The sequence below is a fragment of the Mycobacterium sp. NGS45 genome (genome assembly GCF_059812645.1).
Genome location: NZ_JCALDB010000001.1, coordinates 84718 through 109286 on the forward strand (window position 1 = coordinate 84718; position 24569 = coordinate 109286).

At 66.6% G+C, this 24569-nt stretch carries 22 protein-coding genes; 13 read left to right on the top strand and 9 right to left on the bottom strand.

Translation table 11 applies throughout. The features are described 5' to 3' along the window. Nucleotides 1-125: 125 nt before the first annotated feature. Genes AC5Y3P_RS00380 through AC5Y3P_RS00390 form a run of 3 tightly spaced genes read left to right on the top strand, consistent with a single transcriptional unit; the run spans nucleotide 126 to nucleotide 3024 of the window. Nucleotides 126-1439 (top strand): flavin-containing monooxygenase, encoded by a 1314-nt coding sequence (locus AC5Y3P_RS00380; RefSeq protein WP_500043910.1) that lies wholly within the window; start codon nucleotides 126-128, stop codon nucleotides 1437-1439. Beyond that, nucleotides 1439-2077: a TetR/AcrR family transcriptional regulator gene (locus tag AC5Y3P_RS00385; protein ID WP_500043911.1), complete on the top strand. Its 639-nt coding sequence runs from the start codon at nucleotides 1439-1441 to the stop codon at nucleotides 2075-2077. The genes AC5Y3P_RS00380 and AC5Y3P_RS00385 overlap by 1 nt, the downstream gene beginning before the upstream one ends. Continuing rightward, nucleotides 2074-3024 carry an alpha/beta hydrolase gene (locus tag AC5Y3P_RS00390; RefSeq protein WP_500043912.1) on the top strand — a complete coding sequence of 317 codons (951 nt, stop codon included), beginning with the start codon at nucleotides 2074-2076 and terminating at the stop codon, nucleotides 3022-3024. The genes AC5Y3P_RS00385 and AC5Y3P_RS00390 overlap by 4 nt, the downstream gene beginning before the upstream one ends. Here the strand turns inward: AC5Y3P_RS00390 and AC5Y3P_RS00395 are convergent. After that, nucleotides 2999-4168: an acyl-CoA dehydrogenase family protein gene (locus AC5Y3P_RS00395; RefSeq protein WP_500043913.1), complete on the bottom strand. Its 1170-nt coding sequence runs from the start codon at nucleotides 4166-4168 to the stop codon at nucleotides 2999-3001. The genes AC5Y3P_RS00390 and AC5Y3P_RS00395 overlap by 26 nt on opposite strands. A gap of 126 nt (nucleotides 4169-4294) precedes the next feature. On the opposite strand from AC5Y3P_RS00395, the gene fabG reads away from it, so the two are divergent. Genes fabG through AC5Y3P_RS00420 form a run of 5 tightly spaced genes read left to right on the top strand, consistent with a single transcriptional unit; the run spans nucleotide 4295 to nucleotide 9366 of the window. Continuing rightward, nucleotides 4295-5035, top strand: coding sequence for a 3-oxoacyl-ACP reductase FabG (fabG, locus tag AC5Y3P_RS00400; RefSeq protein WP_500043914.1), 741 nt, complete (start codon nucleotides 4295-4297; stop codon nucleotides 5033-5035). After that, nucleotides 5032-6249 (top strand): acetyl-CoA C-acetyltransferase, encoded by a 1218-nt coding sequence (locus AC5Y3P_RS00405; RefSeq protein WP_500043915.1) that lies wholly within the window; start codon nucleotides 5032-5034, stop codon nucleotides 6247-6249. Before fabG ends, AC5Y3P_RS00405 begins: the two co-directional genes overlap by 4 nt. Nucleotides 6250-6265: 16 nt before the next feature. After that, nucleotides 6266-7456 carry an acyl-CoA dehydrogenase family protein gene (locus tag AC5Y3P_RS00410; RefSeq protein WP_500043916.1) on the top strand — a complete coding sequence of 397 codons (1191 nt, stop codon included), beginning with the start codon at nucleotides 6266-6268 and terminating at the stop codon, nucleotides 7454-7456. Between the two features lies 1 nt (nucleotide 7457). Then, the gene (locus AC5Y3P_RS00415) at nucleotides 7458-8129 is read left to right on the top strand and encodes a GntR family transcriptional regulator (RefSeq protein WP_500043917.1); all 672 of its coding nucleotides are present in this window, start codon (nucleotides 7458-7460) and stop codon (nucleotides 8127-8129) included. Nucleotides 8130-8181: 52 nt separating this feature from the next. Further along, entirely contained in the window at nucleotides 8182-9366 is a 1185-nt protein-coding gene (locus tag AC5Y3P_RS00420) for a CaiB/BaiF CoA transferase family protein (protein ID WP_500044250.1), read from the top strand. Between the two features lie 57 nt (nucleotides 9367-9423). Here AC5Y3P_RS00420 and AC5Y3P_RS00425 read toward each other — a convergent pair whose 3' ends face one another. Genes AC5Y3P_RS00425 through AC5Y3P_RS00450 form a run of 6 tightly spaced genes read right to left on the bottom strand, consistent with a single transcriptional unit; the run spans nucleotide 9424 to nucleotide 16416 of the window. Beyond that, the gene (locus AC5Y3P_RS00425) at nucleotides 9424-10956 is read right to left on the bottom strand and encodes a class I adenylate-forming enzyme family protein (RefSeq protein WP_500043918.1); all 1533 of its coding nucleotides are present in this window, start codon (nucleotides 10954-10956) and stop codon (nucleotides 9424-9426) included. After that, nucleotides 10949-12517, bottom strand: coding sequence for a class I adenylate-forming enzyme family protein (locus AC5Y3P_RS00430; protein ID WP_500043919.1), 1569 nt, complete (start codon nucleotides 12515-12517; stop codon nucleotides 10949-10951). Before AC5Y3P_RS00430 ends, AC5Y3P_RS00425 begins: the two co-directional genes overlap by 8 nt. Further along, entirely contained in the window at nucleotides 12504-14000 is a 1497-nt protein-coding gene (locus tag AC5Y3P_RS00435; RefSeq protein WP_500043920.1) for a class I adenylate-forming enzyme family protein, read from the bottom strand. The genes AC5Y3P_RS00430 and AC5Y3P_RS00435 overlap by 14 nt, the downstream gene beginning before the upstream one ends. Continuing rightward, on the bottom strand, nucleotides 13997-14806 hold the full coding sequence (locus AC5Y3P_RS00440; RefSeq protein WP_500044251.1) for an enoyl-CoA hydratase/isomerase family protein: 810 nt from the start codon (nucleotides 14804-14806) through the stop codon (nucleotides 13997-13999). Before AC5Y3P_RS00440 ends, AC5Y3P_RS00435 begins: the two co-directional genes overlap by 4 nt. 10 nt (nucleotides 14807-14816) lie before the next feature. Then, nucleotides 14817-15623, bottom strand: a complete 807-nt coding sequence (locus AC5Y3P_RS00445) for an enoyl-CoA hydratase/isomerase family protein (RefSeq protein WP_500043921.1) — start codon at nucleotides 15621-15623, stop codon at nucleotides 14817-14819. Between the two features lie 13 nt (nucleotides 15624-15636). Continuing rightward, a complete protein-coding gene (locus AC5Y3P_RS00450) occupies nucleotides 15637-16416 on the bottom strand; it encodes an enoyl-CoA hydratase-related protein (protein ID WP_500044252.1) in 780 nt (259 codons plus the stop codon). 186 nt (nucleotides 16417-16602) lie between these two features. On the opposite strand from AC5Y3P_RS00450, the gene AC5Y3P_RS00455 reads away from it, so the two are divergent. Both AC5Y3P_RS00455 and AC5Y3P_RS00460 read left to right on the top strand, forming a co-directional pair. Then, on the top strand, nucleotides 16603-17439 hold the full coding sequence (locus AC5Y3P_RS00455; protein ID WP_500043922.1) for a FadR/GntR family transcriptional regulator: 837 nt from the start codon (nucleotides 16603-16605) through the stop codon (nucleotides 17437-17439). Further along, nucleotides 17439-18350, top strand: a complete 912-nt coding sequence (locus AC5Y3P_RS00460; protein ID WP_500043923.1) for an enoyl-CoA hydratase/isomerase family protein — start codon at nucleotides 17439-17441, stop codon at nucleotides 18348-18350. Before AC5Y3P_RS00455 ends, AC5Y3P_RS00460 begins: the two co-directional genes overlap by 1 nt. Before the next feature lie 19 nt (nucleotides 18351-18369). Here the strand turns inward: AC5Y3P_RS00460 and AC5Y3P_RS00465 are convergent, their stop codons facing one another. Then, nucleotides 18370-19101 (bottom strand): TetR/AcrR family transcriptional regulator, encoded by a 732-nt coding sequence (locus AC5Y3P_RS00465; protein ID WP_500043924.1) that lies wholly within the window; start codon nucleotides 19099-19101, stop codon nucleotides 18370-18372. Between the two features lie 198 nt (nucleotides 19102-19299). On the opposite strand from AC5Y3P_RS00465, the gene AC5Y3P_RS00470 reads away from it, so the two are divergent. Then, the gene (locus AC5Y3P_RS00470) at nucleotides 19300-20310 is read left to right on the top strand and encodes a dihydrodipicolinate synthase family protein (protein ID WP_500043925.1); all 1011 of its coding nucleotides are present in this window, start codon (nucleotides 19300-19302) and stop codon (nucleotides 20308-20310) included. 73 nt (nucleotides 20311-20383) lie between these two features. Here the strand turns inward: AC5Y3P_RS00470 and AC5Y3P_RS00475 are convergent, their stop codons facing one another. Beyond that, on the bottom strand, nucleotides 20384-22051 hold the full coding sequence (locus tag AC5Y3P_RS00475; RefSeq protein ID WP_500043926.1) for a DNA-directed RNA polymerase I subunit RPA34: 1668 nt from the start codon (nucleotides 22049-22051) through the stop codon (nucleotides 20384-20386). A gap of 369 nt (nucleotides 22052-22420) precedes the next feature. Here AC5Y3P_RS00475 and AC5Y3P_RS00480 point away from each other — a divergent pair, with 369 nt between their 5' ends. Further along, the gene (locus AC5Y3P_RS00480) at nucleotides 22421-23284 is read left to right on the top strand and encodes an enoyl-CoA hydratase (RefSeq protein ID WP_500043927.1); all 864 of its coding nucleotides are present in this window, start codon (nucleotides 22421-22423) and stop codon (nucleotides 23282-23284) included. Nucleotides 23285-23317: 33 nt separating this feature from the next. Beyond that, nucleotides 23318-24553, top strand: coding sequence for an amidohydrolase family protein (locus AC5Y3P_RS00485; RefSeq protein ID WP_500043928.1), 1236 nt, complete (start codon nucleotides 23318-23320; stop codon nucleotides 24551-24553). Nucleotides 24554-24569 lie beyond the last annotated feature (16 nt).

The window sequence follows — 24569 nt, forward strand, 5'->3', positions numbered from 1 at the left end:
AGAATCCGCGGGGGTTGGGGGTGGGGTAGCAAGGCTGGTTTACGCACGTCAGAATTCATTGACGCGCGTCAGCACAACTGTTAGCGTCGTCACATCGACTCCGCACGTCCCGCAGGAGGGTGCTCGTGACGTCTCTGCCCAACACCGCGATCATTGGTGCCGGCATCAGCGGTCTGACCTCGGGCAAGATGCTGTCCGACTACGGAGTGCCCTACACCACCTTCGAACTGTCTGACCGGATCGGTGGCAACTGGGCCTTCCAGAACCCCAACGGGCTGAGCAGTGCCTACCGCTCGCTGCACATCGACACGTCCAAGTTCCGGTTGTCGTTCAAGGACTTTCCGATCCCGGAGGACTACCCGGACTTTCCGCACCACGCCGACATCAAGCGCTATCTGGACGACTACGCCGATACCTTCGGGCTGCTGGACAACATCGAGTTCAACAACGGTGTGCAGCATGCGCGTCAGGTCGACGGTGGCTGGGAGATCACCGATCAGCGCGGCGACACCCGGCATTTCGACCTGCTGGTGGTGGGCAACGGGCACCACTGGGACGCGCGGCTGCCGGACTTCCCGGGCACTTTCACCGGGGAGACCATCCACTCCCACCACTACATCGACCCGCACACCCCGCTGGAGCTGACCGGCAAGCGCATCCTGGTGGTCGGCATCGGCAACAGTGCCGCCGACATCACCGTCGAACTGTCCTCGAAGTCGTTGCAGAACAAGGTGACTCTGTCGACCCGGTCCTCGGCCTGGATCGTGCCGAAGTACCTGGCGGGTCAGCCCGGCGACAAGTTCTTCAAGACGACGCCGTATCTGCCGCTGTCCTGGCAGCGCAAGCTGGTCCAGAAGATCGCGCCCTATCTGGGTACCGACCCCACCGCCTACGGCCTGCCGCCGGCGAATCACAAACTGTTCGAGGCGCATCCGACGCAATCGGTGGAACTGCCGCTGCGGCTGGGCTCCGGTGACGTGATCCCCAAACCCAACGTGAGCCGACTCGACGGTGACACCGTGCATTTCGACGATGGCACCAGCGACACCTTCGACGCGATCGTCTACGCCACCGGCTACAACATCACCTTCCCGTTCTTCGACCCGGAGTTCATCAGCGCACCGGACAACCAGATCCGGCTCTACAAGCGGATGTTCAAACCGGGCATCGACAACCTGGTGTTCATCGGCTTCGCGCAGTCCATCCCGACGCTGTTCCCGTTCGTGGAATGCCAATCCCGGCTGTTGGCGGCCTACGCCGTCGGGCGCTATGCGCTGCCGTCGGTGGCCGAGATGGAGCAGGTGATCGACGCCGACCAGAGGCTGCACGCCGGCCATTGCGTCGACCGGCCGAGGCACACCCAACAGGTCGACTACTTCTACTACGAACACGAGCTGCGCACCAAGGAGTTGCCGGCCGGCTTGGCGCGGGTCGGCTGATGCGCTCGGCTACCGATCGACGCGCTCCGCAGCGCAGCGATCTGCGTCGCGATGCCATCCTGGATGCGCTGGAAACCTGTTTGCGGGAACGCGGTTTCGATGACGTCGGAATCGCCGATGTCACACAGGCTGCCGGGGTGACCCGGCCGGCGTTCTACTTCTACTTCGAGAACAAGGCCGCCGCGGTTGCCGCGCTGATGGAGCGGATGGTCGACGACACCTTCTTCGTCAACGACGTGTTCACGCTCGCCGATGCGCCGCCGCAGACCCGCATCCACGTCATGCTGGACGGGCTGTTCGACACCTGGGAACGGCATCGGCACATGTTCAAGGCGATGCTGGAAGCACGAGGGCGCAGCGCGGCGGTGCGTGCGGTGTGGGATCAGGCCCGGGCGTCGTTCGTGGATTCGGTCGCCGAGATGATCCGCGCCGAACGTGCGGCCGGCACCGCGCCGGACGGCGTCGACGCCACGGTGTTGGCCACGGTACTGCTCGAGGTCAACGACCGGCTGCTGGAACGATTGACCTTCGGCGGGTCGCTGTCTCGGGCCGAACTGCTCACCGGGGCGGCCGCGATCTGGCTCGGCGCCGTGTACGGACTGACCTTCGCGGCCGAGGAAACCCAGGAGATGTCATGACTCATCAAGAAACAACCTTCTCCTCGCACGGCACCACGTGCAGCGGGTGGCACTTCCGCGCGGCCGGATCGGGCCGGCGGCCGGTGGTGGTGATGGGACACGGATTCGGCGGCACCAAGGACTCCGGCTTGCAACCGTTCGCCGAGCGACTCAGCGCAGCCGGTCTGGACGTATTCGCCTTCGACTACCGCGGCTTCGGAACCTCGGAAGGCGAACCGCGGCAGAGCATTTCGATCGACCGGCAACTCGACGACTACCGTGCGGCGATCGCCGCGGCCAAGGCGCTGCCCGACGTGGATCCGCAGCGGGTGGTGCTGTGGGGGTCATCGCTGTCCGGTGGCCACGTCATCCGGGTGGCCGCAGATCGCGGCGACATAGCTGCGGTGATCGCAATGACACCGCTGACCAGTGCGCCGGCCACCGCGCGGGCGGTGCTCAAGCAGTACCGGCCCGCTGCGGCAGCGCGCGCCACCGCCGAGGGGGTGGCCAGCCGGGTCGCAGTGGCCCGCGGCCGTCAGCCCGTGCTGATGCCGTTGGTCGGTCGGCCCGGGGAGCCGGGCGCGTTGGCGCTCGACGGTGCCTACGAGAGCTACCTGTCGATGGCCGGACCGTCCTGGCGCAACGAGGTGGACTCGGCGGTGGGCCTGGAGTTGGTCAAGATCCGAACCAAGCCGTACGCCAAGCGGTTACGGGCCAAGCTGCTGGTACAGATCGCCGACTTCGACCGGTACGTGCCGGCCGACGCGGTCGCCAAGACCGCCGAGCAGGGCCGCGCGATCGTGCACCGCTATCCGTGCGATCACTTCGACGTGTGGCCGGGCCACGACTGGTTCGAGCGCGCAGCCGCCGATCAGGTGCGGTTCCTGACCCGGGTCCTGGACCTGCCGGGTCGGGTTCCCGCGGCCGAACAGGCCGAAGCGACTAAGCCTGCCGCTGCGCGGCCTTGACCAGTCCGCCGCCGATGATCAACCGCTGGATCTCGCTGGTGCCCTCGTACAGTCGCAGCAGCCGGACATCACGGTAGATCCGTTCCACCGGGACCTCGCGCATGTAACCGGAACCGCCGTGGATCTGCACGGCCAAATCCGCGACCTGTCCGGCCATTTCGGTGCAGAACAGTTTGGCGGCCGACGGCGCGATCCGGCGGTCCTCGTCATCGACCCACTTGCGCGCAGCGTCGCGCACCAGGGCGCGGCCGGCCAGCACGCCGGTCTGCTGGTCGGCGATCATGGCCTGCACCAGCTGGAAGTTGCCGATCGGCGTGCCGCCCTGGGTGGCGGTGGCGGCGTAGGCCACCGATTCGTCCAGCGCGCGTTGTGCGGTGCCGACCGCCAGCGCAGCGATGTGCACCCGGCCGCGCGCGAGCGATGTCATCGCGGCCCGGTAGCCGATGTCCTCACTGCCGCCAACCAGGGTGGCATTGCTGACCCGGACGTCGGTGAACGCGACGTCGGCGGTCCAGGCGCCCTCCTGACCCATCTTCTTGTCCTTGACCCCGACCTGCACGCCGGGCGCATCGGCGGGGACCAGGAACACCGCGATGCCGGCGCCCTTTTCGTCGGCCGGCCGGGTGCGGGCGAACACCACGAACAAGGTGGCGGTGGGTGCGTTGGTGATGAACCGCTTTTCGCCGTTGATCACCCAGTCGTCGCCGTCGCGCACGGCCTTGGTGCGCAGGCCGGCCGGGTTGGATCCGGCGCCGGGTTCGGTGAGGGCGAACGAAGCCACCACGTCACCGGAGGCTATGCCCTCCAGGTACTGCGCCTTCTGCTCGTCGGTGCCGAAACCGACCAGCACCTGTCCGGCAATCCCGTTGTTGGTGCCGAACATCGAGCGCAGCGCCAGCGAGGTGTAGCCGAGCTCCATCGCCAGTTCGACGTCCTGGGCCAGGTTCAGGCCCAGACCGCCCCACTGCTGCGGGATGGCGTAGCCGAACAGCCCCATCTTCTTGGCCTGATCCCGGATGTCGTCGGGCACCCGGTCGTCGTTCAGGATCTCCATCTCCCGCGGCACCACTGCGCTGCGCACGAAGTGCCTTGTCTGATTCAGGATCTCGGCGAAGTCCTGGTCGCTGACCTCAGCTGCAGTCATGGGTCTCCCGTCCTCGGCGGCGCCCGTCCGGACCCCGCGACGATCATGGATCATATATGAAATACGATATTGGCCAGCACGGGTATTGCCCACGCGCGGTGGGCGCACAGAAGGGACGGTGACCTGATGGCGTTGTTGACTGGCCGGACGGCGGTGATCACGGGCGGTGCCCAGGGCTTGGGTCTGGCGATCGCCGAGCGGTTCGTGGCCGAGGGTGCCCGGGTGGTGCTCGGCGACGTGAACCTGGTGGCCACCGAAGCGGCTGCGGCGGGCCTGGGCGGTGCCGACGTCGCGGTGGCCCAGCAGTGCGATGTCACCTCCGCCGAGCAGGTCGACGCCCTGGTGGCCGCCGCCATCGAGAAGTTCGGCGCCTTGGACATCATGGTCAACAACGCCGGTATCACCCGGGACGCCACCATGCGCAAGATGACCGAGGATCAGTTCGACCAGGTGATCGCGGTGCATCTGAAGGGCACCTGGAACGGGTTGCGCGCGGCCGCGGCGGTCATGCGGGAGCAGCAGCGCGGCGCGATCGTGAACATGTCCTCGATCTCCGGAAAGGTCGGCATGGTCGGCCAGACCAACTATTCGGCTGCCAAGGCCGGCATCGTCGGGATGACCAAGGCCGCCAGCAAGGAGTTGGCGTATCTGGGCGTTCGGGTCAATGCGATCCAGCCCGGATTGATCCGGTCGGCGATGACCGAGGCCATGCCGCAACGTATCTGGGATTCCAAGGTGGCCGAGGTGCCGATGGGTCGGGCCGGTGAGCCCGACGAGGTCGCCAACGTGGCGCTGTTCTTGGCCTCGGACCTGTCGTCGTACATGACCGGGACGGTGCTCGAAGTGACCGGCGGGCGGCACCTGTGAGCACCCTGCGCGAAGCCGTCATCTGCGAACCGGTCCGCACTCCGATCGGTCGCTACGGCGGCATGTTCAAGTCGTTGACCGCGGTCGAGCTGGGGGTGACCGCGTTGACCGGACTGTTGCAGCGCACCGGGGTGGCCCCCGACGCGGTGCAGGACGTCATCCTGGGGCACTGCTATCCCAGCATGGAAGCGCCGGCCATCGGTCGGGTGGTCGCGCTGGATTCCGGTCTGCCGGTGACGGTTCCGGGTATGCAGCTCGACCGCCGCTGTGGTTCGGGGCTGCAGGCCGTGATCCAGGCCTGCCTGCAGGTCGGCACCGGTCAGCACGACCTGGTGGTTGCCGGCGGCGTCGATTCGATGAGCAACGTGGTGTTCCATTCCACCGACATGCGCTGGGGCGGCGCGCGCGGCGGCGTCAAGGTGCACGATGCGCTGGCACGCGGGCGCACCACGGCCGGCGGCAAGGATTACCCGGTGCCCGGCGGCATGCTGGAGACCGCGGAGAACCTGCGCAGGCAGTACTCGATTGCGCGCGAGGAGCAAGACGAGTTGGCGGTGCGCTCGCATCAGCGTGCCGTGGCGGCGCAAGGCAATGGCGTGTTCGCCGAGGAGATCATCCCGGTCACGGTGACCGACCGTAAGGGTTCGACCGTGATCGACACCGACGAGCATCCGCGGGCCGACACCACGGTCGAGGCGCTGGCCAAGCTCAAACCGGTTCTGCTGAACCAGGATCCGGAAGCCACCGTCACCGCCGGCAACTCCAGCGGCCAGAACGACGCGGCCTCGATGTGTCTGGTCACCACGCCGGAGCAGGCCGCCGAGCTGGGCTTGACCCCGCTGGTCCGGCTGGCCTCCTGGGGGGTCGCCGGAGTGCCGCCGAACGTGATGGGCATCGGTCCGGTACCGGCCACCGAAGTGGCGCTGCGCAACGCGGGCCTGTCGCTGAGCGACGTCGATCTGATCGAACTCAACGAAGCCTTCGCCGCCCAGGCGCTCGCGGTGATGAAGGAATGGAAGTTCACCGAGGCGGACTTCGAGCGGACCAACGTGCACGGTTCGGGAATCTCGCTGGGCCACCCGGTGGGCGCGACCGGTGGGCGGATGCTGGCCACCCTGGCCCGTGAGCTGCACCGCCGGAATGCCCGCTACGGGCTGGAGACCATGTGCATCGGCGGCGGCCAGGGCCTGGCCGCAGTGTTCGAGCGGGTTTAGGAGGAACGGGCTCACTATGGCACGACTTGCGCAGACCCTGGGGCTCACCGAGTTCCAGACCGAAATCGTGGCGACTGTACGGCAATTCGTCGACAAGGAGATCATCCCGGTCGCCCAGGAACTCGAACACGCCGACACCTACCCGCAGGCCATCGTCGACCAGATGAAGGAAATGGGCCTGTTCGGGTTGATGATCCCCGAGGAGTACGGCGGCCTGGGCGAGTCGCTGCTCACCTATGCGCTGTGCGTGGAGGAACTCGCGCGCGGCTGGATGAGCGTGTCCGGTGTGATCAACACGCATTTCATCGTGGCCTACATGATCCGCCAGCACGGCACCGATGCGCAGAAGAGCTATCACCTGCCGAAGATGGCCACCGGTGAATCCCGCGGTTCGTTCTCGATGTCCGAACCCGAACTGGGCTCCGATGTGGCCGCGATCCGCACCAAGGCCCGTCGCGAAGACGGCGGCTACGTGATCGATGGCCAGAAGATGTGGCTGACCAACGGTGGCAGCTCGACCCTGGTGGCTGCACTGGTCCGCACCGATGAAGGCGCGGACAAACCGCACCGCAACCTGACCGCATTCCTGATCGAAAAACCGTCCGGTTTCGGTGAAGTGGTGCCCGGCCTGACCATCCCGGGCAAGTTGGACAAACTGGGTTACAAGGGTATCGACACCACCGAGCTGGTCTTCGACGGTTACCGCGCCGGTGCCGACCAGATCCTGGGCGAGCAGCCCGGCCAAGGCTTCTTCCAGATGATGGACGGCGTCGAGGTGGGCCGGGTCAACGTCTCGGCGCGGGCCTGCGGGGTCGGGATCCGGGCGTTCGAACTGGCAGCCCGCTACGCCCAGCAGCGTTCCACGTTCGGCAAGCCGATCGCCGAGCACCAGGCGATCGCCTTCCAGCTGGCCGAGATGGCCACCAAAGTCGAAGCAGCGCACCTGATGATGGTGAACGCGGCCCGCTTGAAGGACTCCGGTGAGCGCAACGACGTCGCCGCCGGGATGGCCAAGTATCTGGCCAGTGAGTTCTGCGCCGAGGTCACCCAGCAGAGCTTCCGGATCCACGGCGGCTACGGCTACTCCAAGGAGTACGAGATCGAGCGGCTGATGCGCGATGCCCCATTCCTGTTGATCGGTGAGGGCACCAGCGAGATCCAGAAGCAGATCATCAGCAAGCGGCTGCTCGACGAGTATCGGATCTGATTTGAGCGCACCGGAGTTCGCCGCCCGGCCGCAGCTCGCCGAAGACGTTGCGCGGCTGGTGCGCCGACGCATCTTCGAGGGCACCTATCGGGCCGGCAGCTACATCCGGCTCGATCAACTGGCGGCCGAACTCGGGATCAGCGTCACCCCGGTGCGCGAGGCACTGTTCGGGCTGCGCGCCGAGGGATTGCTGACCCAGCAGCCGCGGCGCGGATTCGTGGTATTGCCGGTCACCCGACGCGACATCGCCGACGTCGCCGAGGTGCAGGCCCATATCGGTGGCGAACTGGCGCACCGCGCGGTCGGTGAGATCACCGATGAGCAACTGCGCGAACTCGAGCAGATCCAGCGCCGGTTGGAGCAGGCCTACGCCGACGGCGACCACGAACTGGCGGTGCGGCTCAATCATGAGTTCCACCGCGGCATCAACGTGGCGGCGTGCTCACCCAAGTTGTCCCAACTGATGTCGCACACCACGCGCTACGCGCTGGAATCGGTGTTCCCGACGGTCGCCGGCTGGGCCAAACACTCTGCGCGCGACCATCGTCGGGTGCTCGCCGCACTCCGGCGCCGCGACGGCGAGGCGGCGCGCCAAGCGATGTACGAGCACCTGTGTGCGGCCTCGGTGCCGCTGATCGAGCATCTGGCCGAACTGGGTGTGGTCGAAGACTGACGTGAACGGTCCGCGGTTCGGGGCTGCTCGCGGCATGGACGAAGGGGAAGCGATGGGCGTGCTCGACGGGATCAGGGTGCTGGACTACGGGCGGTTCATCGCCGCCCCCTGGTGCGCTGCGCTGCTGGCCGATCTGGGTGCTGACGTGCTGCGGGTGGAGAAGCGCGAAGGCGGCGAGGACCGCTGGGTACAGTCGGTCTCCGAAAGCGGCGAGGGCGGCACCTTCCTACAGTGCAACCGCAACAAGCGGTCACTGACCCTGGATTCGACCACACCCGAAGGCGCCGAGATCACCCGCAAGCTGGTGGCCAGTGCCGACGTGGTGGTGGCCAACATGCCCGCGGCCGGAATGCGGGTCAGCGGCCTGGACTACGAGACGCTACGGGCGGTCAAGCCCGACATCATCTTGGCCAGTGCAACCGCGTTCGGTGAGGGCGGGCCATACAGCGACCGGGTTGGTTTCGACGGCGCCGGACAGGTGATGTCGGGTGCCACCTACCGGCAGGGTCTGCCGGATCAGCCAATCCGGACCGTGGTGCCCTACACCGATTTCGGCACCGCACAGAACTTGACCATCGGGGTGCTGGCGGCGCTGTTCCACCGGGCCCGCACCGGCGAGGGACAACATGTCGAGGGCGCTCTGCTGCCGACCGCGTTGATGCTGTCCAACGCGTTTCTGATCGAGCGGGATCTGCTCGGGGTGGACAAGCCGCGGATGGGCAACAGGGGCACCTCGGTGGCGCCGTGCGATCTGTACCGGACCGCTGACGACGGCTGGGTGCTGCTACAGATCGCCGGACCGTCGATGTTCAAACGCTGGTGTCGGCTGGTGGGCCGGGAGGAGTTATTCGACGATCCACGGTTCGCCGACGACGATCTGCGCTGGACCAACGGCGACGAACTCAACGACATCATGGCGGCGTGGTGCGCGGACAAGACCAAGGCCGAGGTGATGAAACTGCTGGAGGCCGCCAAACTTCCTGCCGCACCCATGCATTCGACCGCTGAGGTACTCGAGGACCCGCATGTGCAGGCGATGGGTTTTCTGCAGCGAGTTCCGTTCCCGGGCACCGCGCACGATGTGCCGCTGATCGAGACCCCGGTGCGGATGTCGGCCACGCCCGGCGCCATCCGGACCCGGGCGCCGCTGCTCGGTGAGCACACCGACGAGGTGCTCGGCGAAATCGGTTACAGCGCCGCCGAGATCGCCGGGCTGCGAGAGCGCGGCATCGTCTAGCCCAGCATTGAGACGTGCATCAGGTAGGGATTCTGCGAGTAGGTAGCGACGCCAGTTCTATCTGAATGTCGATGAAAGCAGCGCGCGTAGCGCGCCGACATCCACTTTGCCGGTGCCGCCGCGCGGAATGTCATCGACGCTACCCACCAGCTTCCACACCGTGGGCACCTTGAACGCGCTCAGCAACTCGCGGGCCGCGGCGCGTAACTGATCGACCGTCAACTGGGGTTCACACACCACGAGCGCGCCCACGGCATTGCCGTCCGAACCAGCAACATTGGTCACCGCCGCCGCCGTGACGCCGGGGATGGTGCGCAGTGCGTCGACCACCTCCGCGGGGTACACGGTTGCGCCTTTGACCTTGAACATGTCGTCGACGCGGCCGTGGAAGAACAGGAAGCCGTCGGCGTCGAGATGTCCGCGGTCGCCGGTGCGGTAGAAACCGTCGGTGGTGAAGACCTCTTCGCGGCTGCGCCGGCAGATGCCCCGCAGGACGTGCGGCCCGCGGACCTCGATCATGCCGGCGGTCCCGGCCGGCACCGGTTCGCCGGTGTCGACGTCGGTGATCCGCACTGCGATTCCCTCGAACGGTTTTCCGCAACTGCCCCAGGCGGATTCGGGCAGGTCGACATCCGCCGGATACCCACAGTAGGGACCGAACGTCTCGGTCATCCCGAACAGATTCGCCCGGGCTCCCTTCGGTGCGCGCTGTTCGGCCGGCAGCAGCGCCTCCAGGCTGCCGACGCGCAGCGCGGACAGGTCGACCTCCTGGCGGGCGGCATGTTTGGCCAGCGCCTCGGCCTGGTCCGGCCAGCCGCGGAACAACGTGACCTGTTCGCGTTCCAGCAGGTGCAGCGTCTGTTCTGGCCGCGGTGTCGGTTCGGTCACCAAGGTCGCACCGGCCAACAGCGCGGACAGGATCCCGGCGCCGAATCCGCCGACCCAGAAGAACGGCATCGGCAGGTACAACCGGGTGTCGGCCGTCACGCACCGCGCTGCCAAACCGGACCGCACGGCGCCGAAGGCGCTGCCGTGCGAATGCTGCACGGCCTTGGGGGCGCCGCTGCTGCCCGAGGTGAAGATGATCGTCAGCGGGTCGGCGGGCCGCACCGTAGCCGCCAGTGCCGCGGCCAACGCGTCATCGCCGGCCGGCAACGCATCGAGGTCCTCGACCCGCCACACCGTGCGCAACGCGGGTGGATGCGGTTGGCCGGCAAGGCCATCCAGGTAACGATGACCGCGGAACTCCTCGACGCAGATCAACTGGGTGACCGCGGCGGTGCGCAGCTGCGCACCGAGCTCGCGGGCCGACAGCAGCGTGCTCAACGGCACCAACACCGCGCCGACTCGCATCACCGCAACCGCGATGCGCACCCACTGAACACCGTTGGGCGCCAGCAGGCCGACCCGAGTGCCCTTCGAAACACCCGCGCAGATCAGCTTCGCCGCCAACTCCAGGCTGCCGGCGTCGAGTTCGCGGTAGCTGATCCGCTCTGCCGGATCGATCACCGCTGCGTTGCCCGGGGCCTGAGCCGACCGGGCCCGGATCAGCGCGTCGACAGTGTCGGCCTGCGTTGTGCGGTCATTCATCGAACAACCTCGACAGCGCCGGCAGGTCGATCTTGCCGCTGGACAGCAGGGGCAGCTGGGCCGGCGTGACCACCGCGAAGCGGCGCGGCACCTTGTAGGCGGACAGTTCGGCGCGCAGGGCGGTGCGGACCGCGGTCTCGTCGAATGCCGCAGGATCGGGGGAGACGACGACGGCTGCGACCAGTTGGCCGCGGTCCGGATCCGGTAACCCGATCACGTAGGCCGGGTGGTCGGTCAGTTTGGTCAGCGCCTTCTCCACCTCGGACGGGGTCACGTTGGCCCCGGCGGTCTTGATCATCGAACCGGACCTGCCCAGAAAGTAATAGAACCCGTCGTCGTCGACCCGGAACAGATCACCGGTGTGGAACCAGCCGTCGGCGTCAAAGCATTCCTCGCGGCTGCGCCCGTAGTAGCCCTGCATCAGATAGGGGCCGCGGATGCACAATTCCCCGACCTGGCCGGCCGAGACCGGTGCGCCGGAGTCCGGGTCGACCAGTTGGACATCGAAGCCCGGCGCAGGCTTTCCGTAGCAGCCGCGCCGATGTTCGGGCTGATCGGTGTCGTCGGCGCTGAGTAACACCACGCTGCCGGCCTCGGTCATGCCGAGCATGTTGTGCCGCAGTTCGGGATCGGTGGGCTGGGCCTCCGGCGCCATGATCGGGTACAGGTTGCCGCGACGTAGTGCCGAAAGATCCCGCACGCCGAAGCTGGGATGGCGGGCCAGTGCGGCCACGCCCGCGGCAAAGCCGTTGGTCACATTGGGCGCTTCGCGCTCCAGCAGGTCCAACGTTTCGGCTGGGTCGACGGCATTGGAGCACAGCAGCGTGGAACCGGCCACCAGGGTGGCCAGCAGACCGAAGGCGAAACCTCCGATCCAGAAGAACGGGGAATTGCAGAACAGTTTGTCCGACTCGGTCAGGTCACGGATCGCGTTCAGATTGCGCTGATGTTCGAGCAGGCCGCGATGCGTGAGCACCGCACCCTTGGGCGGACCGGTCGAGCCCGAGGTGTGGATGATGGCCAGCGGATCGCAGCCGTCGACATCGGACTGCAGGGCCGCCAGCAGCGACTCCGGAGTGCCGGTGCCGGCGGCCTCCAGCTCCTCGAGGTCGAGGACCACCTTTCGCAGCTGCGGCACCGCGGGGCTGAAAACCTGATCAGCAGACCATGTTTGGCCGAGCATCTCGGTGAGGGCAGCGCGATAGTCGTGCCCGCGGTAACCGGGGGTGGCCAACAGTATCGAGATGTCCGCGCCGACCAACTGACTGCGTAGCTCGGTGCTGGTGCTGAAGGTGGAGAACGGCACCAGCACGGCGCCGATCCGGGCGGCCGCGAACGCCGCGATGACGAAGTCGACACCGTTGGGGTAGAGCAGGCCGACATGGGTGCCTTTGCCGGCGCCGACGGCGATCAGCCCGCGCGCCACCCGTGCTGAGCGTTGGTCGGCTTCCAGGTAACCGATCCGTTGTTGATCGCAGATCAACAACGGATTGTCGCGATCCTGCCGGTCGGCCAGCAGCTCGCCGAGTGTGACCGGCTGTGCCGGATCAGGAACCGTCATCGGCGACACTGGGCGCAGTCGCGGTCAACTCGGCGCGGACCGCGCGGAGATCGGGCTTACCGGACGGAGTGCGCGGGATGGCCGACACCACGTCGATGTGCACCGGAATCTCATAGCGGGACAAGCGTGTTCGCAGAAACTCGGCCAGCTCGCCGGCGTCGGTTTCGGTCTCCGGCCGCAGTTCCACCATGGCCACCGGGACCTCACCGAGCCGGCCGTCGGGGCGGCCCACCACCACGGCTCCGGCGACGGCCGGGTGGCGTTCCAGCGCGGCACCGACCTCGTCGGGCATCACCTTGAAGCCGCCGCGGATGATCGCCTGATCGGCCCGGCCCAGGATCCAGACGAATCCGTCGGCGTCGATGCGGGCCAGGTCCGTGGTCCGCATCCAGTCGGCGCCCGGCCCCACCTGGGCGGGGATCACCTCGAGCAGCCCGGGTTGATCGACGCCGACCGGGTTACCCTCGTCATCGACCACCCGCAGCTGGGCGCCGGGATTGATCCGGCCCACGCTGCCGCGTTTGGTGTGCCAGTACTCGCGATGATCGGCCAATGTCCAACTTGCCACGCCACCACCGAATTCGGTTGCGGCGTACGAGGTCAGCACCGGAACGCCGAACTTCTCGGTGAACGCGTCCGCGTCGTCGGCCGACAGCGGCGCGGTGCCGGAGGTGACGACCTGCAAGCTCGACAGGTCCGCACGGGTCAGATCCGAATGCAGCACCATCCGCAGCGCGGCCGGCACCAGTGACACCGCGCGCGGCCGGTGCTCGCGCACCGCGGCGGCCCAGCTGTTCAGCTCGAAGCGCTCCAACAGTACGAAGGGCCGCGCCTCGGCGATGCACAGCAGCACCCGGAACACGCCGCCGACATGCACCAGCGGCGAATTGACGATCGCCACGCCGCGGCGCAGTTCGGCAGGTGCCGGGGATGCCTCGGGGTCGGCCCCGATCACGCTGCGGGCCAACATGTCATAGGTCAGGTCAACCCGCTTGGGCGGCCCGGTGGTGCCGCTGGTCAGCATCCACACCGCGACACCGGGCCGGGAGGCCGCGCCCGGGGTCGGGGACCCGGGCGCGGTGACGACGGGCCCGGAGTCGGTCAGCGTGACGATCCGGGCACCGAGGCCGGGGCCGGTCAGCGCGGCGACGTCGTCGCCGGCACCGATCAGCACCGGAAGATCCAGTGCCGCCAAGTCGGCGCGGGTGCGTTCGTCACCACGCGCCGGGTTGATCACCACCACTGTGCCGCCGGCCCACAGCACGCCGAGCAGCGCTGCCAGCTGGGGTGGGCGGTTGCGCAACATGATTCCGACCAGCGGGGGGTCCTGCGCAGCGGAGTCGGCCACCAAATCGCGCACAACCCCGGCAGATTCGGCCAACTGCCGCCAGGACAGCCACGACCCGTCGAACTGGACCGCACGGGCGTCCGGGTCGAGGTTCAGCACATCGGCGATCCGACGGCTCAGCGGATGCGTCGTCATCGGATCCGGGGTTGCCGTGCCGCTGGGCCACCGGCCGCGCGTTGAGCGGCCAGCTCGGCCTTGCCCAGCGGATTGCCCAACCGGGTGTAGATCAGGCCGTGGTCCAGGGCCGCGCGGTAGGGCTTGTCCAGCGACTCCCAGATGGCCTTGACCGTGCCCTGGGTTGCCGACGGTGGCTTGGCGGCGATGGTGGCGGCGAGCTCGTGCGCCCGGTTCCACAGTTCGTCGGTCTCGACCACCTCGGTGACCAGACCGATCTGCAGCGCAGTCTCGGCCGAGACCCGTTCGTCGTTGCCCAGCAGTGCCATTCGCAGTGCGTCACCGAGGCCGACCTTGCGCATCAACCCGATCGGCTCCAGTGCGGACACCAGCCCGGCGGTGACGTGCGAGTCGAAGAACGTCGCCTCCTGTGAGCAGATGACCACGTCGGCTTCGTTGACGAAGTACAGCGCCCCCGCGGTGCACATGCCCTGCACCGCGCAGACCACCGGTTTCCACATCTTCTGCCACTTCGGGCTGAGCAGTTCGCCGGGGTCTTCGTGGTTCCAGACGTTGTCGGGTTGGCCGTAGTCGGATTTGATGTCCAGCCCGGCGCTGAACGCCCGGGTGCCGGCAGCCCGGAGCACCACAGCGTTGGTGGATTCGTCGAGCTTGACGATCCGCCAGGCGGCCTGCATCTCCTCGCACATGGTGCGGTTGAAGGTGTTCAGTCGGTCTGGCCGGTTCAAGGTGATGGTGGCGACCTTGTCGGCGCGGTCGAACTCCAGCAGGATGGTTTCGAACGGCTGTGCCGCCTCGGTTTGCATGTCGGTCATCTCAGCGGCACTTCCAGTTCGGGGCCCGCTTCTCGACGAACGCCAGTGGGCCTTCGTTGGCGTCCTCGGTGCGCACCACCCGTTCCCGGAACGTCTCGGCCAGGATCTCGCCTTCCAGCAGCGGCAGATCCAGCGTCTTGTGAATGGCCAGCCGGGTGCCGCGGACGGCCAGCGGCGCATTGGAATTGATCACGTCGGCGATCTGGTGGGCGCGTTCGAGCAGCTGCTCGTGCGGCACCACCTCGCTGATCATGCCGAGGTCATACGCGCGTTGGGCATCCATGCGTTCGTGCTTGCCCATCAGCGCCATCCGCAGCGCGATGTTGCGCGGCAGCACCCGAGCCAATCGCACCATCTCGCGCGCGGCCACCAGGCCGATGCTGACGTGCGGGTCGAAGAATGTCGCCTGATCCGAGGCGATCACGATGTCGCCGGTGGTCACCCAGTCCAACCCGGCACCGCAGCAGATGCCGTTGATGGCCGCCAGCACCGGCTTGGCCATCCGGCGAAACGGCGGCGTGCCTTCCTGCGGTGCTTCCCACTGGTCGTAGCTGGACAGGTAGGGCCGTTCGTAGATGACCTTGCCGTCCTCGGGGATCTCCTTGACGTCGGCGCCGGTGCAGAACGCCCGCCCGGTCCCGGTGACGATCGTCAACCAGATGTCGTCGTCGTTCTCGGCTTCGTCATAGGCGGCCCGCAACTCGCTGATCATGTGCGGACTCAGCGCGTTGAGCGCCTCGGGCCGGTTCAGCGTGATGGTGGCGGTGTGGCCGGCCACCTCGTAGCCGATGGTGTCGTAAGCGACCATGTGTTTCCCTTCGTCACCGGCCCCGGAAGTCCGGGGTGCGTCGCTCTCGGAAGGCCGCCAGGCCCTCTTTGAAATCAGAAGTGCGGCATGATAATTCGAGATCAGATAGTTCGGCGGCCATGCTCTGGGTCAAGGTGGCGTGTTGGCCGTAGGCGAGTGCCCGTTTGGCCAGGCCCAACGCCACGGTCGGCCCGGCCGCCAGTTTGGCGACCAACGCCTCGGTGACCTCGGCCAGCTGGCTGCTCGGTACCGCGTCGTGGATCAGCCCCCAGTCCAGCGCCTGGGCTCCGCTGACCCGTTCGCCGAGCAGCAGCATGCGGCGCGCGCGGGCCACACCCGCCAGCCTGGGCAACAGCCAGGTGGACCCAGAGTCCGGACTGAAGCCGCGATCGACGAACGGTTCCCACAGCGTGGCGCCCTCTTCGGCAATGGTGAAGTCCGCTGCCAACGCCAGGTTGCAGCCCAGTCCGACCGCGTACCCGCGCACACTGCACACCACCGGTAGCTGCACCGAGGTGATCAACTCCACGACGCGGTTCGCGCCGTGCGGGACCCGTCGCACCAGATCCCCGGCGCGTGGCCGCTTCCCGCTGGAGTTGGTGGCCACCCAGTCCGCGCCGCTGCAGAAGTCCCCGCCGGCCCCGGTGATGTGGATGGCCCGCAGCGAGTCATCGCTGGCGGCCGACGTCAACGCCTGCACCAGATCCTCGATCATGGCATGGCTCAGGGAGTTTCGCCGCTTCGGGCGATCCAGGGTGATGCGCAGGACACCGGCGTCGTGCGTCAGCGTCACGACGCCGCCGGAGTCGCCGTCGCCGTGCTGGTCGGCTTGCTCGCTCACCTGGGGAGCCGCCTTTCCGGAGGGGTTATAGATAGGGCTACAGTAGACGATACGAGTCCAATCCTGTACAACTTAGCAAGGAATGGGCGTCGGCGAAACAGGGACCCACGACGGCTGGGATCCGGAAGGGAGGCGGCGATGACACCGCCTCGCATCCGGCCACCCCGGGTCGCCGAACTGGTGGCCTCCCGACTGCGTGACGACATCCTGTCCGGCCGACTGGCCGAAGGTGACGTACTGCCGACCCAGGAAACCCTGTTCGGTCAGTTCGGTGTCAGTCCGCCGGCAGTCCGGGAAGCCATCCACATCCTGGAATCCGAAGGCTTGGTCTCGGTGCGTCGCGGCAACGTCGGCGGCGCCATCGTGCACCAACCGTCGGCACAACGCACCGCGCACACCATCGCGATGGTGCTGCAGGCCCGGGCGGCTACCCCGGCCGACGTCAGTGGCGCCCTGATGCAGTTGGAACCGCTGTGTGCCGGCATGTGCGCCGAGCGGCCCGACCGCGCGACCGAGGTCATACCGCATCTGGAAGCCGAGATAGCCCGGCAGACCGAAGCTTTCGACGACGCCGGACAGTTCGTGCCGAACGCGCGACGCTTCCACGAAGCCTTGGTGGCTCGGTGCGGCAACGAGCCGATGATCCTGTTGATCGGTGCGCTGGAGGTGATCTGGTCTGCCCATGAGTCTTCGGTGTGGAGTAGCGCCGACGACGTCGGCGCACCGAGTGAAACCAACACCGTCGCGACCCGGCGGGCCGCACTGCGGGACCATCAGCGGTTGCTCGACGCGATCCGGGACGGCAACTCCGAACGTGCGGTGCGACTGGCCCGCACCCATCTCACGGCCGCACGCAACAACACGCTGGCGGCGGTCCGTGCGCCCATCGATGCCAACAAGATCGTCGGCGTCGGACAGCAATTCGATCCCGGCCGCAACGGCCACGGCAAGACACCTCTGAAGGAGCGGTACTGATGACTTCAGCCCAGAACGGGTCGGCAACCGATGGCCGTGTGCTGTTCGACGTCGATTACGACACCCGGATCGCGACCATCACGCTGAACAACCCGGCCCAACGCAATTCGTATGACGCCGGCATGCGGGATGCCGTCGAACGCTGCCTGGACCGGGTGGCCGAGGACGATGACCTGACCGTCGTACTGCTGCGCGGTGCGGAGGGCGTGTTCAGCACCGGCGCGGACATGAACAACGCCTACGGCTGGTACGGCGAACGCGCCGACGGCAGCCAGCGCACGCCCGATGCCGCACCGGCCAAGTCCCGGCCCAGCCAGCGGCGTCGACTCACAGTGGACCGCAAGACCTTTGGCTTCTATCACAACCTGATGGGCTTCCCGAAGGTCACCGTCGGCGAGATCAACGGCTACGCACTCGGCGGCGGGTTCGAGATGGCGCTGATGATGGACATCTCGGTGATCGGGCGCGACACCAAGATCGGGATGCCGGCGACCCGGTTCCTCGGACCCGCGCTGGGCAGCCTGCACATGTTCTTTCACCGGCTCGGCCCGGTGCTGGCCCGCCGACTGCTGTTGACCGGCGACATCATCGAGGCCGGCGAAGTCGAGAACCTGGGTGTGTTCACCGAAACCTGTGCACCCGAAAAGGTTTCAGCGCGAGCCAGCTATTGGGCGCAGAAGGCGGCCAAGATGCCGGCCGACGGCGTGGTGATCGCCAAGGAGGCGTTCCGGCTGGTCGAGCAGAGCCAGGCGTACCAGGGCGAAGAGGTGTGCAGCTATCTGTTCCACGCCTACGGCACCAACCTGCAGTTCGCGCCCGGCGAGTTCAACTTCGTCAAGACCCGGGCGCAGCACGGCACCAAGGAAGCGTTCCGGCTGCGCGACGAGCACTTCTTCGTCCCGGAACCGTGAGGCCTCCCCGCCGGGAGGGTCAGGACCGCTTGGCCTTGCGTGCCGGCTTCTTCGCCTCAGCGATGGCCTGCTCGGCCCGGTCCAGAATGCAGCCCAGTACGTAGTCGAAGTTGGCGTCGTCGGCGGCACCGATCCGGTGCCCCGCCTGGGTGACCTTGGACAGCAACGGTGCCACATCCGGGTCGATGGTCATGGCCTCTTCGAAATCTCCTGGGCCACCGTCGATTGCCCGGTTCTTCTCATAGAGCCGTTGCAGCACCACCGACCCGCGAACGTGCACCGACACCGCCGAATAGGTGTCGAAGGCCTGCTCGGGTGACAGGCCGGCCTCGACCAAACCCGCGATCGCCTTCTCCACCTCGGTGACGCCCATGGCGGCCGCCCGCGGCGACAGCGCAGAGCGGATCAACACCAGATCGCACAGAATCGGGTTGCTCAGGAACGCCTTTCGCATTCCGCGGGCGTGGTTGGTCAGGGTGTCGCGCCAGTCCTTGGCCTCGACATAGGGAGTGTCGACGACGAACTGGCGCAGCGCGCGGTCGGTCATCGCATTGAGCAGATCGTCCTTCTTGCGGAAGTACCAGTAGATGCTGGTGACGCCGACGCCGAGATGCTTGCCCAGCAGCGGCATGCTCAGGTTGTCGATACCGACCTGTTCGGCCAGCTCGAACGCTCCCGCAATGATGTCGTTGGGATTGATGGAGCCGCGCTCACGCCGCTGCCGTTTGACGGCGGTCGCCTGCTTTGCCACGACGGGCACCTCCAATGAATTCGTCGCTTGCCGTCAACGTTACCGGGAGCCATCCAGTTTGCCCTCGTCCGCAGCCGGTGCTGAGACGAGCAACACAGTGCAGCGACCTCCGATCTCGTTGCCGAACTGCTCTACGGTAACCGGTATCGTAACTCTTTCCGGTAGCTTGGGTGCGGACCTCGGCGAGGAGGGTGGCAGATGGCGACGGCGGCAGAAGCGCGGGACTGGGCCCCGGTGGCACTGCGCGGAATCGGCGATTCGCTCTACACACCGTTTGCCGGACCCGATGGCGAAGACATCGACTGGGCTGCCTACCGCACTCTGGTGCGGTACTGCGTCGCTGACCTCGGCCATGAAATGCTCTGGTGCACAAGCGGTGTGGGAGAGTTCTGGGCGCTCACGCTCGATGAGCGCAAGCGGTTGCTGGAGGTCGCGATCGAAGTGGGTCGCGCGGCGAATCCGGACTTGGTGGTGCAGGCCTGCACGGCCGCGACCTCGCCCAAGGACTGCGTGGAGTTGACCCGGCACGCCCAGCAGGTCGGCGCCGACATCGCCTACCTGCAGACGCCGATGATGGAAGCTCACGGCGGCGCCGGGGTGCTGGCGTTCTTCCGCTACGTCGCCGACCGCACCGATATTGCGCTGGGGATGTTCAACTCGCCGTCGTCGGGCTATGTGCTGAAGGCGGCCGAGAGTGCGCGCATCTACGCCGAGATACCGGCGGTGTGCGCCACCAAGGAAGGTGCGTTCCGCCCGCACAACAGCCGCAAACTGCATGAACTGGCGCCGGAACTGGTGATCTGGGAATGCGATCTGACCGTGTATCGGGCCGGTTGGCTGCGGGCCGGGATCGTCTGCCCGGCACAGTTGGGCACGGTCGGCTACCTGCACGAGACACCGCAGGACAAGATCCTGACGGCCTACTGGCAGCTGATCTACGCCGACCGGTTGACCGAGGCGATGGACTATGCGGCCGACCGCGGCATGGACCAGTTCGATCTGGACACCGCCGGATTGTTCACCTGCTATCCGGGACGGCCGGACTACTTCACGCACTGGGCCGGGGCGTTCAAACACGCCGCGGCCGTGCTGGGACTGCCGATCGGTTCCTATCCGCACTCCCGCGCCCCGCAGGTCCCGGTGCCCGATGCAGCGAAGGCGAAGATCGAAGCCGCCTACCGTCGGCTGGGACTGCTGAGCGCCTGCTGAACTGAACCTGGGGAAGAGCCGGTGTGGCTCTTCCCCAGGTCTGTCCTCAGTCAAGCTTCAGGTCAGCGACGAATCACTCCGTGTCGCCACCGGTCTTGGCTGCCTTGCGCTCGCGCTTCTTGCGATCGAAGCGCTTCTTCGGCTTGTCGTCATCCGAAGCGCCCGCCTTGGTTTCGGACTTCGTTTCGGACTTGGTGTCCGGCTGCGACGACTGCTGCTCCGGTGCGGCGCTGTTGGCGCCGACGTTGCCGGCTTCCGAAGCCGGGGTCGGCTTGCTGGCGATGGTCGGACGCTTGAACGGATTCAGCTTATTCAACGTGCCGCTGAGGCTGGGCCGGGTGGGCTTCTTGACCACGTCGTTGACCACCGGGGTGTTGGTCTGCGGATCCTCGGCAGCCAGCACCTCGGCAGGCGGCACCTCGGCGTCCGGCGTCACCGGATCCGGAGTGCCGCCAGGTGCGTCGCCCTCAATCTCGGGGGCGTCGGGCACGATGGCCGGAGCAGGCGCGATGCTCACGTTGAAGGTGCGATCGCTGCGCTTGTTCAGGTTCGGGATTGCACCGAGTTCCTGCTGTTCATCGACACTCTGGCTGGTGGCGACGACGGAATTCTGCGGCTCCGGCTCGGCCTCCGGCGGCGGAACCGGCCGCGGCGCGTTGAGCGCCCTGACGATCTGTTCCGGCACCTGGCGCAGGAAGAAATCGACCGTACCGGTGTTCGAGAACACACCCGGGAAGGTCTGGCCCGGCGCGCCGCCTTCCACGTAGTAGGGATGGCCCGGGGTGTCCATGAAGACCGGCCGGTACCCGTTGAGGAAGGCGTTGGTGACCTTGGCCGGCGCATTCACCAGGTGGCTGACCGCGGCGACCGGGTCTTCATCGTCGATGGCCGCGACGACCTCATCGAGGATCTCGGTGGTCTGGAACATCGCGGTGATGAACGGTGCCAACGCGGCCCGGCCGAAGTTGCCGACCACTGTGCGGGAGAGCAAGCCCGGGCCATCGATCTGACCGTTATTACCGGTCTTGGCCATCCAGCTGGTGCCGAGGATGCGGGCCAGTGGTTCCAGGCCGAGGTCATCGAGGATGTCGCCGGGGACCCGCAGGCCATCCAGCAACTTGGCCCTGGTGCCGGACAGGCCGGTGGTCAGGAACACATAGTTGAACTCGCCGAAGGCCATCAGGAACTCGCCCTTGGACAGGTGATCCAGCGAAACCTCCAGCACTGCGAGGATCTCGTCGACCGCGATGCCCCCTGCTTCTTCTGAACCCGCCAGGGCCTGGGCGATCCGGTCACCGTACTCGGGAAGCTTGCCCAATACGGTCTGGATCCGCTCCGGGTCGGCCAGGTTGCTGAACATGTTCTGGAACTGCGCCTGCACGGCAGGGCTCTGCAGCGTGTCTCCCAGACCACCGAAGGCGGCCTCACTGGCCGGGAACACACCAGGCCAGTTCGATGCGCCGTACCCACCATCCCCGGTGAACATCGACGTACCCAGGTTCGCAAACGTCGTGCCCCACACCAGCAGCGGGTTCTCGAACGCCGAAAGCGTCACCGGCGTGCTCGAGGTGTAGGTGGTATCGCGAAGTTCGGGCGTCGTGGCGGCAACCGGGCTGACCGCCATTGCGCCGGCCGTGGCGACCGCGATGCCGGCGGCCGCCAGCTTGGTCCGGCGCGTTCTCGGTGGTGCCGCCGTGAGCTGGTAATCGCAATCCGCAGCGGTACGACGAGGTTGTTGCATCGATTCTCCCCTTGTGTGACACAGCCCATGTTTGGACTGTGTGAACCCTGGACAATAGCTGAGAACTAGCTGTGAAACAATAGGTCTGGCTAACCTAATGAAAGAGTTCGCCCACGATTCACTTTCGCCGAATGACCTGCGGTTATTCGGCCTCTTGGCGTCTCCGGGGAATCTGCGACTTCGTGGCCGAGGCTGTGCATGGCTGTGCATGGTCCCGACTTCACATGAGGTCCAGGCGCCTGGCCGAGCCGCACAGACCGGCGATCCGCCACCTCGCGCATCCGTCGTGCGCCCGTTGCAGAAGGCGCTACCGATAGGTGTACAGTATGCGCATACAACCGGGTCGGATCGGCTGAGGAGGACTGCGGGGTGAGCGCTTCTGATGGCGTCGTGGAATCCATTGCGTCCGAACGGGATTCCGCTGTGCTCTACGAGGTTCGAGAGTCCGGTGTGGCGGTGCTGACCTTCAACCGGCCGGACCGGATGAACGCGTGGGGCCACGCGCTCTCATCGGGCTTCTACCGCTGCATCGACGCCGCCGAGGCCGATCCCGAGGTCCGCGTCATCGTCGTGACCGGCTCGGGCCGGGCCTTTTGCGCCGGCGCGGACATGGGCAACCTGGACTCGATCTCGGCCACCACGGTGGAATCGGCCAACCAAACCGACGTCAGCGCGCTGGTGGCGGCCAAGCACCCGTACTTCCTGACCCAACTGAGCAAGCCGGTGATCGTCGCGATCAACGGCGCCGTCGCCGGCATGGGTTTGTCGCAGGCGCTGATGGCCGACATCCGCTTCGCCGCCGCCGGGGCGAAGTTCACCACGTCGTTCGCCCGGCGCGGCCTGATCGCCGAGTACGGCATCTCCTGGATCCTGCCCCGGCTGATCGGCTGGGCCAAGGCGGTCGAACTATTGCTCAGCGGACGCACGTTCCGGGCCGAGGAGGCCGCCGAACTGGGTTTGGTCTCCAAGGTGTTCCCACCTGAGGAGCTGATGCCCGAGGTGTTGGCCTATGCCGACGAGATGGCGCGGAACTGCTCGCCCACCTCGCTGGCAGTGATGAAGCAACAGCTCTACGCCGACGCCGGAATGGGGCTGGTGGACACCAGCAACAAGGCCGAGAAGCTGATGCACGACTCGATGCAGCGCACCGACTTCATCGAGGGCATCACCGCGTTCTTCGAAAAGCGCCCGCCGAACTTCCCGCCGCTGAACAACCAGTCGGCGCAGGATTGAAACAGGATTGAAAAGGACCGGGAGGACACCACGATGACCACTCTGGAGACCAAGCCGGACGCCAAGCTCGACTACCGGGCCATCGACGTCGACAACCACTACTACGAGCCGATCGATGCCTTCACCCGACACCTGCCCAAGGAATTCCGTTCCCGCGGCGTACAGATGGTGCAAGACGGTAAACGCACCCTGGCGGTGTTCGGCGGGGTGGTGAACCACTTCATCCCCAACCCGACCTTCGACCCGATCATCGAACCCGGCTGCCTGGACCTCCTGTTCCGGGGCGAGATCCCCGAAGGCGTGAACCCGGCGTCGCTGATGAAGGTCGACCGGTTGGCCGACCACCCCGAGTACCAGAACCGCGATGCCCGCGTCGCGATCCTCGACAAGCAGAACCTGCAATCGGTGTTCATGCTGCCGACGTTCGCCTGCGGTGTGGAGGAGGGGCTCAAGCACGACATCGAGGCCACCATGGTCTCGATCCACGCCTTCAACCTGTGGCTGGACGAGGACTGGGGCTTCGACCGTCCCGACCACCGAATCTTCAGCGCCCCGATCATCTCGCTGGCCGATCCGGACAGGGCAGTCGAAGAGGTCGACTTCGTGCTGAGCCGGGGCGCAAAGCTGGTCTGTGTGCGGCCCGCGCCGGTGCCCGGCGCGGTGCGGCCACGCTCCCTCGGCGATCCGGTCCACGATCCGGTGTGGGCTCGGCTCGCCGAAGCCGGCATCCCGGTGGTGTTCCACCTCTCCGACTCCGGCTACATGGCCATCCCCGCATTGTGGGGCGGCAGCGGTGTGTTCAAGGGCTTCGGCAAGCGCGACCCGCTGGACATGGTGATCATGGATGACCGCGCGATCCACGACACCATCGCATCGATGATCGTCCACCAGGTGTTCACCCGGCATCCCAAGCTGAAAGTGGTCAGTATCGAGAACGGTTCGTACTTCGTCTACCGACTGATCAAGCGGCTCAAGAAGTCTGCCAACAATGCTCCGTACCACTACCAGGAAGACCCGGTCGAACAGCTCAAGAACAACGTCTGGATTGCGCCGTACTACGAAGACGATGTGAAACTGCTGTCCGAAACCATCGGCGTGGACAAGATCCTGTTCGGTTCGGACTGGCCGCACGGCGAGGGCCTGGCCGACCCGACCAGCTTCACTGCCGACATCCCGCAATTCCCCGAGTTCAGCTATCAGGACACCCGAATGGTCATGCGGGACAACGCACTGACGCTGTTGGGGCCGAACGTCAATCTGACGGACTGACCGGACGGCTCACCAG

Bases quoted from the DNA above. Each gene is read 5' to 3' on its own strand.
- AC5Y3P_RS00390 (WP_500043912.1), top strand. From the start codon at position 2,074: ATGACTCATCAAGAAACAACCTTCTCCTCGCACGGCACCACGTGCAGC.
- AC5Y3P_RS00485 (WP_500043928.1), top strand. From the start codon at position 23,318: ATGACCACTCTGGAGACCAAGCCGGACGCCAAGCTCGACTACCGGGCC.
- AC5Y3P_RS00460 (WP_500043923.1), top strand. From the start codon at position 17,439: ATGACTTCAGCCCAGAACGGGTCGGCAACCGATGGCCGTGTGCTGTTC.
- AC5Y3P_RS00430 (WP_500043919.1), bottom strand. From the start codon at position 12,517: ATGACGGTTCCTGATCCGGCACAGCCGGTCACACTCGGCGAGCTGCTG.
- AC5Y3P_RS00455 (WP_500043922.1), top strand. From the start codon at position 16,603: ATGACACCGCCTCGCATCCGGCCACCCCGGGTCGCCGAACTGGTGGCC.
- AC5Y3P_RS00395 (WP_500043913.1), bottom strand. From the start codon at position 4,168: ATGACTGCAGCTGAGGTCAGCGACCAGGACTTCGCCGAGATCCTGAAT.
- fabG (WP_500043914.1), top strand. From the start codon at position 4,295: ATGGCGTTGTTGACTGGCCGGACGGCGGTGATCACGGGCGGTGCCCAG.
- AC5Y3P_RS00425 (WP_500043918.1), bottom strand. From the start codon at position 10,956: ATGAATGACCGCACAACGCAGGCCGACACTGTCGACGCGCTGATCCGG.
- AC5Y3P_RS00420 (WP_500044250.1), top strand. From the start codon at position 8,182: ATGGGCGTGCTCGACGGGATCAGGGTGCTGGACTACGGGCGGTTCATC.
- AC5Y3P_RS00385 (WP_500043911.1), top strand. From the start codon at position 1,439: ATGCGCTCGGCTACCGATCGACGCGCTCCGCAGCGCAGCGATCTGCGT.
- AC5Y3P_RS00445 (WP_500043921.1), bottom strand. From the start codon at position 15,623: ATGGTCGCTTACGACACCATCGGCTACGAGGTGGCCGGCCACACCGCC.
- AC5Y3P_RS00440 (WP_500044251.1), bottom strand. From the start codon at position 14,806: ATGCAAACCGAGGCGGCACAGCCGTTCGAAACCATCCTGCTGGAGTTC.
- AC5Y3P_RS00470 (WP_500043925.1), top strand. From the start codon at position 19,300: ATGGCGACGGCGGCAGAAGCGCGGGACTGGGCCCCGGTGGCACTGCGC.
- AC5Y3P_RS00435 (WP_500043920.1), bottom strand. From the start codon at position 14,000: ATGACGACGCATCCGCTGAGCCGTCGGATCGCCGATGTGCTGAACCTC.
- AC5Y3P_RS00475 (WP_500043926.1), bottom strand. From the start codon at position 22,051: ATGCAACAACCTCGTCGTACCGCTGCGGATTGCGATTACCAGCTCACG.
- AC5Y3P_RS00410 (WP_500043916.1), top strand. From the start codon at position 6,266: ATGGCACGACTTGCGCAGACCCTGGGGCTCACCGAGTTCCAGACCGAA.